Here is a 14,726-nt window from a genome sequence, read left to right as displayed (position 1 = left end):
TAGTAGCCGACAGCTATCAAGGGGAGTTTGTTATCAGGGTGCATCTACCATTAATATGTTCTAAGACAAACCAGTATGCTCCGGATAAATTTGTGTAGAAATTTGGCTACATGTTTGTTTCTGCACATAAAAAAATCCCCTAGTAGCCGACAGCTATCAAGGGGAGTTTGTTATCAGGGTGCATCTACCACTAATATGTTCTAAGACAAACCTACATGTTCCGGATAAATTTGCGAAAATGGGATGAAATAGTTATGAAAAACAACATAAAATCCCTCAGTCGCCGATTACCAACAAGGGGAGTGAGTTATCAGATTTAATCTACCAATCATCTACTAATTTTTCTTCAGTCATCTACCATTCATCTACCAATCTTTTGTTTGAGAGCAAAACCGTCAGTATAAATCAGGATGCAAACTTTAGGAGTATCAAATTATGGGACTAAGTGGATAGTTGGGTATAGAAAACAGAGAATGGGAAATAAGGCATAATAATTGTGAATTGAGCATTTGGAATTAAGTTAGCTTTTTTACCTTTCTGGTTTCATATCCAATATCCGAAAAAATCTACCATTTTTGGCAAGATATGAATTAGACCTATGCTTACTACCCTGTTTTTTGCAGGGTAGTAAAAATAAAAACCCCCTAGTGCTTGACAGCCAACTAGGGAAACACAGTTACCAGGGTATATTTACTCATTCAAAATTCTGGTTGTCTATATTGTCATCAGGAAAAATTTTCTAGCTTTTCACGGTAAGTGCAGAAAATTTTAGCCATTCCACCAGATATACTAAACTTGCTATAACGTCTGTACAAACTTGTGGGCAAAACAAGGGTCGTATCAAGAGTAGTCAAATACTTATCATTAAGACTAAACCTCAGACACAGTAATGTGGTGATGCGGTGAGTTTTTGTGATAAATAATTAGGCAAACATGATATTCAACCCAGCATCAGCCAACTATATTTTAGAGGAGTAGAGAGCAAAAACAGCGGTAATGAAAAGATGATTTTGAAAATCTTTTTCCTTGCCTGATGTCAGTTTCTAGCCTTTGGATGAAAAGCAAAGGTAAAATTTTGGTGCATAGGGGACGTTTTTCTGGTAATGATAGAAAAACTCCCCAGTGTGTATTAGCCAAACAGGGGAGTTAAAGATCAAGGTGCATCTACCAATAAGAATGTTCTAGGCACAGCCGACAAAATCCGGATTAAAGTTGTAGAAGTTGCAAAAGCAGCAAAACAACTGCAATCAGAAACATCTCAGTTGCAAGATGCATCTAAATGTATCAGAAACAGCGAAACATCAACTTGAAAATGAATCGCGTGTAAAACCGGATCAGTAGGAGGCAAACAGGAGAAATTGTGACCCAGGAATTTCAAATTTCCGTAACCCCTGTAGGGCAAGACGACTACTTGGTGCGGACGGAAAGAGTCGCGCAGGGAGTGCCATTGGCAGAAGAACTGGTGACTTGGCCTGTAGCTGATTGGTTGGCAGCTGCTGGACATTTGATGAATGATCCATTGAAATTAGTGTTACAGGGAGATGCGATCGCCAGAAACTCTGTAAACCTAGCAGCATTGGGTGGGGACTTTTACGAGAAATTGTTTAAAGGTACCCTCAGAGATAGTTGGATGGCCGCCCAAGGAATCGCCCAAAATCGTCAAGGCGTGTTGCGGTTACGTTTAGGGTTAAAAGATAATCGGTTAGCACGTTTGCCTTGGGAAGTGATGCACGCAGGCGATCGCCCCATAGCTACGGGGCCTTACATTGCCTTTTCCCGCTTCCAATCTGGAATTAATCCGGCATCTCGTCTACCATCAAATCTACTGACACCCCTAGAAGAAGGTGGGATCAGAGTATTGATGATCATTGCTTCTCCTAATGATCGAACCCGTTTAAATCTCCTGAAACAAGAAGCCGAAGAACTACAAGCCGAACTGCATCGTCAATCACCACGCTTCTCGGAAACTGGGGCTTATCTGCCAGGTATTGAATTAACTTTGTTAGAACAACCAGGTAGAGAAGAATTAACACAAGTCCTTGAACAAAGACGATATCATATCCTCCACTACTCCGGGCATAGTAACTTAGGCCCCAACGGCGGCGAAATTTATCTTGTCAGTAGTCGAACAGGCCTCACCGAAACACTAAGTGGAGACGATTTAGCAGGCTTACTCGTCAACAACAACATTCAAATGGCAGTGTTTAATTCCTGCTTAGGAGCCTATGCAGCTACTTCTGATCCCACACAAGAAACTGGTGAACGCAATCTTACCGAAAGCTTAGTGAAGCGGGGTATCAGGAGTGTTCTGGCAATGTCAGAACGTATTCCTGATGAAGTCGCACTGACATTAACCCAACTATTTTACCGCAACCTTGCTCAGGGATATCCTGTGGATCTGTGTGTGAGTCGAGTACGTCAAGGCTTAATTTCTGCCTATGGATCACATCAGATGTATTGGGCGTTGCCTATTTTGTACCTTGACAAAGATTTTAATGGTTATCTTGGACCAGAAACTGATGCGCCCCAAACCACAAAATTGCTCAACGATTATGATCAGGCTGTAGGCGGTACACCAGCACTATACTCAGGCACAGCAGATAGTACTAGTCTATCTTTGCCGATGGATAACATAATACCCTCCGACCTGACACAAGAATCTTCGGAGGTAGACTGGTTAGGTGAAGAAACCTGGGGCGATTTAGTAGATGAAATTGAGTCTGATGATCCAACCTATGCTCAAGATTCTAACTTCGTTGCCGAGATATTTGGTGAACTAAGTAGTCAAACAGATACTAACGAGCAAACTTCAATGACAGCCAAACTCATAGGGGAAGATGAAGAAGAGCATGAAAGTAATATAGATGATCATGAAGATATGGATGCTTTATGGGGAGAATTTGAACCACAATTAGCCCCAAACAGACAAATTGCACCAGGAAGGGATGAAGTCGCTGTTGATGATAACTCAGGTGTAGATGCAGATTGGCAAAGTACTTTTGTTTCTTCTTACATTACTCCATCTCAAAAAGCTGCCTATAGACGACGTGCTAGACGCCAGTTGTTATCTATAATTAGTGTGGGAGTAAGTGCGATCGCAGTATTTGTAGGCATAAATTGGTGGCGACAAAATCAACGAACTCCTACTGTATCTGATCTACCAGGAATTCCCACACAATCTAAATCTAGTCCCAGTCTGTCACCAATTAATCTCAAAACAGAAGCAACCGGAATTGTTACCGCTTATGCTACTGATAAACTTAGCAACGGTGACTTACAAAATGGACTATTAGCTGTAGAAGCACTTCTTGATCGTAATGCTCTAGAGAATGCAAAAACAGCCCTTGATCTGATTCCTAGTGATAAGTTAGACAATCCTTTTGTCAACTTTTTAAAAGGACGATTAGCATGGCAGTTTGCCCAAATCAAAGACACCAGATATAGTGTCGATGATGCCCGTCGATTTTGGGAGAATGCTGTAAAAACAGAACCAAATTCCCTTTTATATTCTAATGCTTTAGGTTTTGCTTACTACGCAGAAGGCAATCTTAATCGTGCTAACGACTCTTGGTTTAAGGCATTGAACGCAGCTGTTAAACAGAATACATCAGTCAGTAATGTCGTAGACAAACCCAAACAAGAAACTCAGGACGCTTTAACAGCTTATGCAGGGTTAGCTATTGGATTATACAAATCTGCACGTAATCAGCCAGATTCTAAACGAGATCAATATATTAGCGAAGCAGTAAAACTGCGGCAAATGGTTATCAAAGATGATCCTATTAGTTTTCAAAAAAATAAATTGGCTAACAATTGGATGTGGTCTGAAGAAGCAATTCAAGATTGGGAGTCTCTATTAAAAATAAACATTAAAACCCAATAATTAACAAAGAATTAATAATTAACAGAAAGCCCGCAAGTAAACTGCGTGGCTCATAACATAAGTCTACTTTTAGTATTGGACTTTGGACAAACAAGAAGAAATTCGCGCAGATTTTCCGCGAATTTTTTCTTTTTTGTTCAAAGTTCAATATCTACAAATGAGCTTGGAACGGGGTAAACTGAATATTCTTTACAGACAGTGGTAAATAAATTTAACTTTATTACTTAAAATCCTATGGTGGCTAGAACACCGATTCAGTAATCAGATAGAAGTAGAGGCAGGCTCAGTAGTATTGGTAAAAATTTTGGCAAGGACATGAAGATTATGAACAACAGCTACACGACGAAGGTCAAATAAGTTTTTGCGAGAACCGACATAACGAGCCTGTTCACCTTGCCAATGACCGATATGGGATAAAGAATGCTCAACACAAACACGTTCACGGAGTTTGGCAATCAAATATTTGATGTCGGTATTGCCGCAAAAACAAAATAGTGCATTAATAAACCGCAGAGGCGCAGAGAACACAGAGATAGAATCAGAGATTTATTGCATCATTTTAGCCTTGACAGTCCAGTAGGGTGTGTTATAGCGTAGCTATCACGTACGTAATACCATTTCACAAAAATCTTGATACAAATACAGGTGTGTAGAGACGTAGCAATGCTACGTCTCTACAAGAGATTGTGATCTTATCTGAACCGTATTGGAGTATAGGGTGTAAGGTGTAGAAGAAACAAAACTGAGGTGCAACAGTGTAATTCTTCCTCCTACACCCTTATCCTCTTACACCCCTATACCCCTTTTTGAAATGCGATCGCCACAAGACAATCTCATTTAGCATCAGAAGCTTCAGAATTAATTTTCCATGATGCTCTTTATTTGATATTGATTTTCGCACAAAATAAAAGTTGCTTATATTTACATAAATTTTAAAGAAGAATACGATCAACCTATGAAGCTCAGTCTGTGCATGATTGTTAAAAACGAAGAAAAAGCACTTCCCAAATGTCTGGGCAGCGTCAAAAATGTGGTAGATGAAATAATAGTACTAGATACAGGTTCGAGCGATCGCACCGTGCATATAGCTAAGAAATTTGGTGCAAAGGTACATGAGTTTCAATGGTGCAATGATTTCAGTGCAGCCCGAAATACAGCCCTAAAGTATGTTACAGGCGATTGGGTTCTAGTTTTAGATGCAGATGAAAGTCTCACACAAAAAATAGTACCCCAGTTGCAAGAAGCGATCTATAGAGAAGAATATTTACTGATAAATCTAGTTCGTCAAGAAGTCGGAGCGGTACAATCTCCCTATTCCCTAGTTTCTCGTTTATTTCGCCATCATCCAGATATCTATTTTTCCCGCCCTTACCATGCTTTAGTTGATGATAGCGTCACCGAAATTTTATCCAAAGAGCCGCAATGGCAAGTAGGTTATTTACAAGGTGTGGCAATTCTGCATTCTGGTTATGAAAAAGATGCCATTAACCAAAATAACAAATATGCTAAAGCACAAGTAGCGATGGAAGAGTTTTTAACAACTCATCCTGATGATCCCTATGTTTGCAGCAAACTAGGGGCATTGTATGTCGAAACTGGGAAAATTGCCGAAGGTGTGGAATTATTAGCAAGAGGAGTAACTACCGCAGAAGACAATTATGATATTTTGTATGAACTTTACTATCATTTAGGTATTGCTTACAGCCGATTACAAAATCAAAAACAGGCTGCTGCTCACTATCAAGCTGCCATTAAATTACCTATTTATCCTATGCTCAAACTAGGTGCTTACAACAATTTGGGTAATTTACTCAAAACAGCTGGAGATTTAAATAATGCCAAGATAGCTTATGAAAATACTCTGAAAATTGACCCCAATTTTGCCACAGGTCATTACAATTTGGGTATGACTCTCAAAGCAATGGGTTTATATACAGATGCGATCGCTTGCTATCAAAAAGCTATTGGGATCAATCCTAACTACGCAGATGCATATCAAAATCTGGGCGTTGTACTACTGAAAGTGGGTAATTTACAGGCTAGTTTAGCTGCCTTTGGTAGAGCGATCGCTTTACATGAAAAAAATAATCCCCAAGAAGCACAGCGATTACGGCAAGGATTGCAAGAAATGGGCTTATTTAGGCAATAATTCTACACAATGACTGATAATCAAAAAAATCCTAAGCTTCCTGTAGAGGCTTAGGACACTCAATAAATGGATTGCTTCTAAAATAGCAAATTTTAATAAATATTTAGATTGTTTTTGTTTATGTATGGTGTTAATTGAGTTTTTTCTTGGCTAACAACATCCCAACCTTTGCCCCGACGCTACACATAGGCTCGTATGATGAAGATATAGAAAAAAGTAGCCAAATTTTCACGGCATCACATGGGCAGTATTTGGGAACTTGATTTTTACTCCCGTCCAATTTTGGACGAAAATCAGAAAAAAGTTTGGGAAGTTCTAGTGTGCGAAAGTCCCTTGGATACGCGCACCAAAATTGATTCTTTGTTTCGCTATGCTCAGTATTGCCCCAGTACCCAGGTAAACTCTGTATGGCTGCGAACTGCTTTGCAAGAAGCAATAGACAAAGCAGGAGAAGCACCGATTAAAATCCGCTTTTTCCGTCGCCAAATGAATAATATGATTACCAAAGCTTGTGCTGATATTGGTATTCCAGCACAGCCAAGCCGGCGGACTTTGGTGCTTAATCAATGGTTACAGCAGCGGATAGAACAAGTGTATCCACAAGAACCAGGGTATCAAGGCGGGGTAAATCCCTCAGTACGTTTAGAAGCACCTTTACCTCAACGCTTACCAGATGCTTTGGAATGGCAACAATGGGGATTTGTGACTTTACCAGCATCAGAATTGTTTGATATGTCTGAGTGGGAAATTGACTTTGGTGAAGGATTTCCCTTGGATTTAGCACAAATTTCTCCTGAAACTAGCATTCCTGGAATCTTAATTTTCTCACCAAGAGCATTACCCCTAGCAGGCTGGATGTCTGGATTAGATTTAGCTTGGTTGAGATTTGACGACAGTCCACAAGCACAAGGAGGAAGATTGCTGCTAGAAACTGGTGCAACAGAAAGCTGGATTTTAGCAAATCTCAAAAAACCTCAAATTCTGGCAGAAGCAAGAAATTTTGAACAAGCCAAGCAAAAAGCCAACGGAGTGCATTTTATCGGAGTGCAGTCTGATCCCCAATCCGAATCTTTTGCAGGATTTTGGCTGCTGTGTGAGATCAATCTATCTTAAAGTTAATTGGGGAATAGTTGTTGGTTATTGGTTAGTAGGGGCGTAGACGCACTACCCGTAAGGGTAGCCGCAAGGTATCCATACTATGCGCGGCTACGCCCCTACAATGGTTGGTGGTCAATACCCCCATGCCCAATGCCTATTGCCCCATGCCCATTGCCCCATGCCCATTGCCCCATGCCCATTGCCCCACCCTCACACCTCCACTGCCAGTACAAACCATGGTGTCTAAAAAGTTACCAAAAGATACACTAGCAGAACAATTGCTGGAACTAGCCTTAAAAGCCGGGGCGGAAGCTGTTGAAGTTTATCAATCGCGATCGCTTTCTCGACCAGTATTTTTTGAGGCAAACCGTCTCAAACAGCTAGAAACTAACCAAGCTGAGGGTACAGCATTAAGGTTATGGTCTAATGGACGTCCGGGACTGGCAGTGGCCTATGGGATTGTGGAACCACAAGCATTAGTAGAACGCGCCTTATCGTTGAGTCAGCTAAATCAACCCGAAACCTTGGAGTTAGCCAGTAACTTCCAGCCCTCTTACCCTGACTTAGGGCAAGATGTATCAGTAGAAAAATTAGTGGAGTGGGGTAAAGAAACAATCGCCCTGATTCGTGACGTTTACCCAGAAGTTGTTTGCAACGGCGACTGGGAGTGTGATGTGGAAACTACTAGACTTGTAAATAGCAAAGGTCTCGATTGTTACTACAACGACACTACTCTCAGTTGCTATATTTCGGCTGAATGGGTAAGGGGAGACGATATTTTAAGTGTTTCCGATGGTGAAACCGAACGCGACAACCTGCAACCGAAAAAACTTGCTCACCAAATTTTACAGCATCTGGATTGGACAAAAGAAAATGTTCCACCACCTCAAGGTCGCATCCCAGTTCTATTTACTTCTAAAGCAGCTGATATGCTTTGGGGGACTGTGCAAGCAGCGTTAAATGCGAAACGAGTTTTGGAAGGTGCTTCTCCTTGGGCAGAACGCATTGGTAAGCTAGTAGTTTCTCCCTCCCTTACCCTTTACCAAGATCCCGAAGCTGGACCCTACAGTTGTCCTTTTGATGACGAAGGTACTCCGACTCAGCCTTTGATGTTTATTCAAAACGGAGAATTACAAAATTTTTACTGCGATCGCACCACTGCAAGCCAACTCAGTAGTTTTTCCACAGGTAATGGTTTTCGACCAAGTTTAGGTAGTTATCCCACCCCTGGCTTATTTAATTTCCTCATCCAACCTGGTTCGGGATCACTAGCACAATTAATTAAGTTACTGGATGACGGTTTAATCGTGGATCAAATATTGGGTAGTGGAAGCGGAATTTCTGGTGATTTTTCTATCAACGTAGATTTAGGCTATCGTGTCCAAAATGGTGAAGTCATAGGACGTGTAAAAGATACCATGCTGGCAGGTAACGTTTACACTGCACTCAAACAAATAGCTAAACTCGGCGGCGACGCTGATTGGAATGGTTCGTGTTATACCCCTTCTCTCATTGTGGAAGGACTATCTGTAACTGGTAGAGAGAATGGGTAATTGGGGATCGGGGAAAGGGGATCGGGGAAAGGGGAAAGGGGATCGGGAATTGGGGATTAGTCATTCTCCTTTGTCTCCCTGCTCCCTGCTCCCTGCTCCCTGCTCCCCGTTCCCTGCTCCCCGTTCCCTGCTCCCCGATCCCCGTTACTGTTTTTTCAATGTAAAAAAGAACGTAGTACCCACACCTAACTCTGATTCTAGCCAAACTTCTCCGCCATACATTTCTACAATTTTTTTTACTATGGCTAATCCAATACCAGTACTATCTGAGTTTTTGTTGTCAGATAGTTTTTGAAAAATTTTAAATATGCGCTCAAAATGCTCTTTTCCAATCCCAGAACCGTTGTCTGCAACACTGATTTGCCAATACCCATTCTTTTCAGTACAACCAATTGTAATCTTACCCTGTGGTTTATCAATGAATTTAATAGCATTACCCAATAAATTTTGAAAAACTTGTACTATACGAGTTTTTTCACAATCAACTATCGGTAATTCATTAGTTATATCGATTTCAACATTTTCGATGGGTTCGAGTAATTCAATTACGTCTTTAACTACATCATTTAAATTTACTCGGCGGATTTCTTCTTTAATACGTCCGATTCGTGAGTATTGTAATATTGCATCTATTAAACTATATATTTTTTTAACTCTCACAATCAGCAGATTAATTAATTCTTTCCCTTCATCGTCCAACTTGTCTGCATAATCAGATACTAGCCATTCTGATAATGAGCTAATTCCCCTGAGCGGTGCTTTTAAATCATGAGATACTATATAAGCAAAATCGTTTAACTCTTTGTTAGTACTTTCTAATTCTTTTAATAACAATGCCATTTTTTCTTGAGACTGCTGACGTTGAACCACTTCTTGCTGGAGTAGTTCATTAGTTTTAGCAAGTTCTGCTGTGCGCTGTTCTACCAATTCTTCCAGATTTTCTTTATATTGGCGTAACTCTTGTTCTACTCGTTTACGTTCTATAATTTCTATTTGTAAAGCATTGTTTGCTGCTTCTAGTTGCGCTGGGCTAGGAAGGGCTAGTGCTTGAGGTACTAAAGGTATTAAGGTTAAAGCAGTATAAAAAGAAACTATAGCCGTGATAGCTTTAATAGTACCTGATAACCAATAGTCAGGATGCCACAGTGTCCACACTTCCATAATATGCGTAGTGCCACAAGAGACGATAAAAGCTCCAAACAAGAGAAAAACACTCTTGAATGGCACATCTTCTCTTTTACGGACAAAATACATCAGTGTGAGTGGGATTGAGTAATAAGACAGGGAAATGAGCGAATCTGCTAAGATATGTAGCCATACTAACTCTGGCATCCATAGGTAACAATGACCATGTGGGATAAAATTCCCGCTATAAAAAAAGCTATTCACAAAATCCACATTCAAGTCTCCGGTACATTTGAATTTAAGTACCATATAAAAAGTGATAATTCATCTATTTTAGGAAATATTTTTTGTCAAAATAAACTAGTTTGGTATTACAGTGATTAAAGCAGAAAGCCCACAAAGGACAGTTGCGTAGCAACGATTCCTGTCATGCACGGTGTGGGATGAATGCGTAGCACCGCGATAGTGCAGTCTATCTTGTCTTTTGGTTAGCAATATACTTTTTAATTGTCTCGCTTGAAGCATCTCCAGCAGTACTACAAAAATAACTTCTAGTCCACATTGAAGGAAGTTTCAATAGATGCGGAAATTCTTGTCTAAGCACTCTTGATGTATATCCTTTAAGTCTAAACATTATTTGGTCAGGCGCTAAAGTTGGAGGGCAACAAAGAAATAAGTGTACATGGTCTTCCATGATTTCAAGAGCTACGATTTCGCAATCTAGCTCTTTTGTTTTTTCATACAACAATTCTTCAAGTCGTTTAGCAACATCTCCAACAAGTACTTTTTTCCGTCTTTTAGGAATCCATACAAAGTGGTAGTTAATTAAAGTAACTGAAGTTGTTTTGTGCCTATATTTGCCTGTCATTTTTAAAGTTCTAATAAAGCTGTGGTCAATAACTTGTACTTATAAACCATATTGTACTATATTAGATTTATCGTCAACAGGTCGAAACGATGTTAGTTTTAGAAGCTAAGTTAAAAGGTAAACAAAGCCAATACAATTCAATAGATGAAGCTATTAGAACCGCTTTGTTTATCCGCAACAAGGCTCTAAGACATTGGATCGATAACAAAAATATTGGCAAGAATGACCTACAAAAGCTTTGTGCTGTTTTAGCTGCATATTTTGAGTTTGCTAGCAAGCTTAATTCAATGGCACGTCAAGCTTCTGCTGATAGAGCTTGGTTAGCAGTTAAGCGTTTCTACGATAATTGCAAAGCTAAGAAACCTGGTAAAAAAGGATTTCCACGATTCAAAAAGCGTGGGCATTCTGTAGAGTACAAAACATCAGGATGGAAACTTTCTAATGATAGAAAATACATCATGTTTAGTGATGGTTTTAATATTGGTAAGTTAAAGCTTGTTGGTACTCGTGACCTTAGTTTCTACTCTATTAAACAGATTAAACGTATCAGAATAGTTAAACGCGCTGATGGTTATTATTGCCAATTCTGTGTTGATGTTGAACGTACTGAACTTCATCAACACGATGGAAAGCAAGTAGGAATTGATGTAGGTCTTGAGTTTTTCTACACTGATTCTGAAGGTAGAACAGTAGAAAATCCTAGATTATTGCGTAAGTCTGAAAAATCTTTAAAACGCAAACAACGCCAAGTTTCAAAGAGTAAAAAACATTCTTATAATCGCCATAAAGCTGTTAAGAAATTAGCTAAAAAGCACCTCAAGGTAAGTAGACAGCGTAAAGATTTTGTTGTTAAGACAGCAAGAGCGCTTGTCCAGTCTAGCGACTTGGTAGTCTATGAGGACTTGCAGGTAAAGAATATGCTCAAGAACCATCATTTAGCTAAATCTATCAGCGATGCATCCTGGTCATTGTTCACTGATTGGGTGGACTACTACGCCAAAGTTTTTGACACTTGGGCGATAGCTGTCGCACCACACTATACAAGTCAAGACTGTTCTGTTTGTGGGACAAGAGTTCAAAAATCGTTGTCTACTCGTACCCATAAGTGTCATTGTTGCGGAACAGTAATGCATCGTGACCACAATGCAGCGATTATGATTTTGAACAAAGGAATTAAAAGTACCGTAGGGCATACGGGATCTAAAGGGAACCCTCAAAATTCGCCGATTCAATCGGCGAATTTTGTGGGAACCCTTAAAGCTTCTGGACAGAACGACCTCTATCTAGGTGGGGAAACTCCTGCTTTCAAGTTGGCTGGTTGAAAGAAGAATCCCACGCGCTAAAGCAAGCGTGGGAGTGTCAATGCTTTATGAACTTAGTGTCTACCCTTACGGGTAGGCGCGTAAGCGACTTCTGCAAGTAGACGCTAGCGCGTCTATGTGTCTTAGTGGTGAATACAACTTTATCTGTAAAATCGATCCAAAATCCAAAATTCTGAAACCCACAGGATAATTTATCTGTGGGATCAATTTCATTTTCCAAAGTCTAAAATTGTTTGATTCTTGATTATTGACTAATGACTATTGACTTTCTCAGTCACCTTAACCCCAGTCAGCGGCGCGCCGTTGAACACTTTTGTGGCCCTTTGCTAGTTGTTGCTGGTGCAGGTTCCGGTAAAACACGAGCGCTGACTTACCGCATTGCTAATCTGATTTTGCAACATCGCGTCGATCCTGAAAATATCCTCGCAGTGACTTTCACTAACAAAGCAGCGCGGGAAATGAAAGACCGGATTCAGAAGTTATTTGCTGAACAGTTGGCGATCGCAGAATTTGGTGAACGTTTTGACCTACTACCAGAATACGATCAAGCCAAGCTCAAATCGCGAGTCTGGCGGACTTATATCAAAGATTTGTGGTGTGGTACTTTCCACAGTTTGTTTTCTCGGATTCTCCGGTTTGATATCGAAAAATATCAAGATGAAAAAGGACGTCGTTGGAATCGTAATTTTTCGATTTTTGATGAATCCGACGCCCAGAGTCTGGTAAAAGAAATCGTGACAAAACAGTTAAATCTGGACGATAAAAAATTTGAACCGCGTTCAGTACGCTACGCCATTAGTAACGCCAAAAATAAAGGTTTATCACCTCAAGATTTTGAGAGAGAACAACCAAATTATCGCGGAAGAGTAATAGCTGAAGTTTATAATAAATATCAAGATCGGCTAGCAGAAAATAATGCTCTGGATTTTGATGATTTAATTCTCGTACCTGTAAAATTATTTCAGCAAAACGAACAAGTATTAGGTTATTGGCATCGCAAATTTCACCATGTATTAGTAGATGAATACCAAGATACCAACCGGACTCAATATGATTTGATTCGGTTATTGGTAACCCATGGTGAAACAAATAAGCATAACTGGAATTGGAGCGATCGCTCAGTTTTTGTTGTCGGTGATGCTGACCAATCAATCTATTCTTTTAGAATGGCTGACTTTACTATTTTGCTGGAGTTTCAACAAGACTTCGGTGATGGTTTGCCAGATGATGATACCAGGACAATGGTAAAATTAGAAGAAAATTATCGCTCCTGTGAAAATATTCTCCAAGCTGCCAATGAACTGATCGAAAATAACACCCAACGGATTGATAAAATTCTTCGCGCCACCAGAAGTGCAGGAGAGCAGATTTATTTTTTCAAAGCTGACGATGAAATCGCCGAAGCCGAATTTGTGATTAATCAAATTCGCAATTTAGAAAGAGAAAACCCGGAATTAGATTGGGGAAGCTTTGCGATTCTTTATCGTACCAATGCTCAATCTCGCCCCTTTGAGGATCTTTTAGTTCGCGCCCAAATTCCCTACACTGTTGTTGGCGGGTTAAAGTTTTATGACCGCAAAGAAATTAAAGATGTACTCGCCTATTTAAGAGCGATCGCTAACCCCGCTGACACACTCAGTTTATTACGAGTAATTAACACTCCTCGCCGGGGAATCGGTAAAGCGACGATTGATAACTTAGTTGGTGCTGCTCAACAATTAGGCACAACTCTGTGGGAAATACTGAGCGATGAAACATCAGTTAATACCTTAGCTGGACGTTCTGCCAAGTCCGTAAATAAATTCGCAGCCATGATTAGTCGTTGGCAAGCAGAACTAGCGAACATCCCAGCCTCCGATATTTTACAAGGTATATTAGAAGACTCTGGTTATGTCCAAGACTTGATGAATCAGGGAACAGACGAAGCAGAAGACAGAGTCGAAAACGTCCAGGAATTATTAAACGCCGTACTGCAATTTCAAGAAGAAAACGAAGAAGTTTCCTTGGGAAATTTCCTCGCCAGTGCGGCTTTGAGTTCCGATTTAGATAATCTCAAAGAAGGACAAAAAGCCGTTTCCTTGATGACTCTCCACGCTTCCAAAGGCTTAGAATTTCCTGTGGTATATATGGTGGGGTTAGAACAGGGGCTATTTCCTAACTACCGTTCGATGAACGATCCCTCAGCTTTGGAAGAAGAACGGCGTTTGTGTTATGTGGGGATTACTCGCGCCCAGGAAAGATTATTTATCTCCCACGCACGGGAACGTCGCCTTTATGGTAATCGAGAACCAGCCGTGCGATCGCAATTCCTCGACGAACTACCAGAAGAATTATTAGTTACCCATCGTCCGGGTAGAGTTGCTTACACAAAAACAGCCAGCGGTAACATTCAACAACGGGGAAATAAAGCCAGACAAAGCATTACAGAAAATTGGCAAGTAGGCGATCGCGTCTTACACAAAATCTTTGGCGAAGGTGAAATTACACACGTATTTGGTTCCGAGAAAAAAGTTTCCGTGGCGATTAAATTTGATCACCTTGGTCAAAAAATTATCGACCCTCAAGTTGCACAATTGCAACGAGTAGATTAGGCGGTGTAGCTGTGCTTCCCGCATTATTCGCGTCCCCACGGCTAAAAACCGATGGGCTTTCTGCTCCCGAATCTGTAATTGAGAAAGCAAACTCCAGTTTGCTTGCTAATCTACCGAAATGAGAAAGCGTTTGAAGC

8 protein-coding genes and 1 pseudogene are annotated in these 14,726 nt (G+C 40.4%); 6 read left to right on the top strand and 3 right to left on the bottom strand.

Features of this window, described 5'->3' with window-relative positions; all coding sequences use genetic code 11:
* Positions 1–1,360: 1,360 nt before the first annotated feature.
* The gene (gene hetF, locus B4U84_RS07290; RefSeq protein ID WP_044450750.1) at positions 1,361–3,883 is read left to right on the top strand and encodes a cell division protein HetF; all 2,523 of its coding nucleotides are present in this window, start codon (positions 1,361–1,363) and stop codon (positions 3,881–3,883) included.
* Positions 3,884–4,144: 261 nt separating this feature from the next.
* On the opposite strand, the pseudogene B4U84_RS07285 reads toward hetF, so the two are convergent.
* Positions 4,145–4,336: pseudogene (locus B4U84_RS07285) on the bottom strand (IS5/IS1182 family transposase); the annotation flags it as partial.
* A 520-nt stretch (positions 4,337–4,856) separates the two neighbouring features.
* On the opposite strand from B4U84_RS07285, the gene B4U84_RS07280 reads away from it, so the two are divergent.
* The 3 genes from B4U84_RS07280 to B4U84_RS07270 all read left to right on the top strand — a co-directional run bounded on the left by B4U84_RS07280 (position 4,857) and on the right by B4U84_RS07270 (position 8,683).
* Positions 4,857–6,032 carry a tetratricopeptide repeat protein gene (locus tag B4U84_RS07280; RefSeq protein ID WP_017308909.1) on the top strand — a complete coding sequence of 392 codons (1,176 nt, stop codon included), beginning with the start codon at positions 4,857–4,859 and terminating at the stop codon, positions 6,030–6,032.
* A gap of 240 nt (positions 6,033–6,272) precedes the next feature.
* Complete coding sequence (locus B4U84_RS07275; RefSeq protein ID WP_131116517.1) at positions 6,273–7,145, top strand: Tab2/Atab2 family RNA-binding protein; 873 nt, start codon at positions 6,273–6,275, stop codon at positions 7,143–7,145.
* Between the two features lie 221 nt (positions 7,146–7,366).
* Entirely contained in the window at positions 7,367–8,683 is a 1,317-nt protein-coding gene (locus tag B4U84_RS07270) for a TldD/PmbA family protein (protein ID WP_131116514.1), read from the top strand.
* A gap of 144 nt (positions 8,684–8,827) precedes the next feature.
* On the opposite strand, the gene B4U84_RS07260 is transcribed toward B4U84_RS07270, so the two are convergent.
* Together B4U84_RS07260 and tnpA are read right to left on the bottom strand one after the other, a co-directional pair.
* Positions 8,828–10,117, bottom strand: coding sequence for a sensor histidine kinase (locus tag B4U84_RS07260; RefSeq protein WP_044450747.1), 1,290 nt, complete (start codon positions 10,115–10,117; stop codon positions 8,828–8,830).
* Positions 10,118–10,280: 163 nt separating this feature from the next.
* Complete coding sequence (gene tnpA, locus B4U84_RS07255; RefSeq protein WP_017308904.1) at positions 10,281–10,676, bottom strand: IS200/IS605 family transposase; 396 nt, start codon at positions 10,674–10,676, stop codon at positions 10,281–10,283.
* 89 nt (positions 10,677–10,765) lie between these two features.
* Here tnpA and B4U84_RS07250 point away from each other — a divergent pair, with 89 nt between their 5' ends.
* Together B4U84_RS07250 and pcrA are read left to right on the top strand one after the other, a co-directional pair.
* Entirely contained in the window at positions 10,766–11,998 is a 1,233-nt protein-coding gene (locus tag B4U84_RS07250) for an RNA-guided endonuclease InsQ/TnpB family protein (protein WP_131116511.1), read from the top strand.
* 254 nt (positions 11,999–12,252) lie between these two features.
* On the top strand, positions 12,253–14,589 hold the full coding sequence (pcrA, locus tag B4U84_RS07245) for a DNA helicase PcrA (RefSeq protein ID WP_044450746.1): 2,337 nt from the start codon (positions 12,253–12,255) through the stop codon (positions 14,587–14,589).
* Positions 14,590–14,726: the final 137 nt, after the last annotated feature.

The organism is Westiellopsis prolifica IICB1 (genome assembly GCF_004323185.1).
Classification (GTDB): Bacteria; Cyanobacteriota; Cyanobacteriia; order Cyanobacteriales; family Nostocaceae; genus Pelatocladus; species Pelatocladus prolificus_A.
The sequence above is the reverse complement of the archived record's forward strand: the minus strand, read 5'-3'. Positions and strand labels throughout refer to the sequence as shown.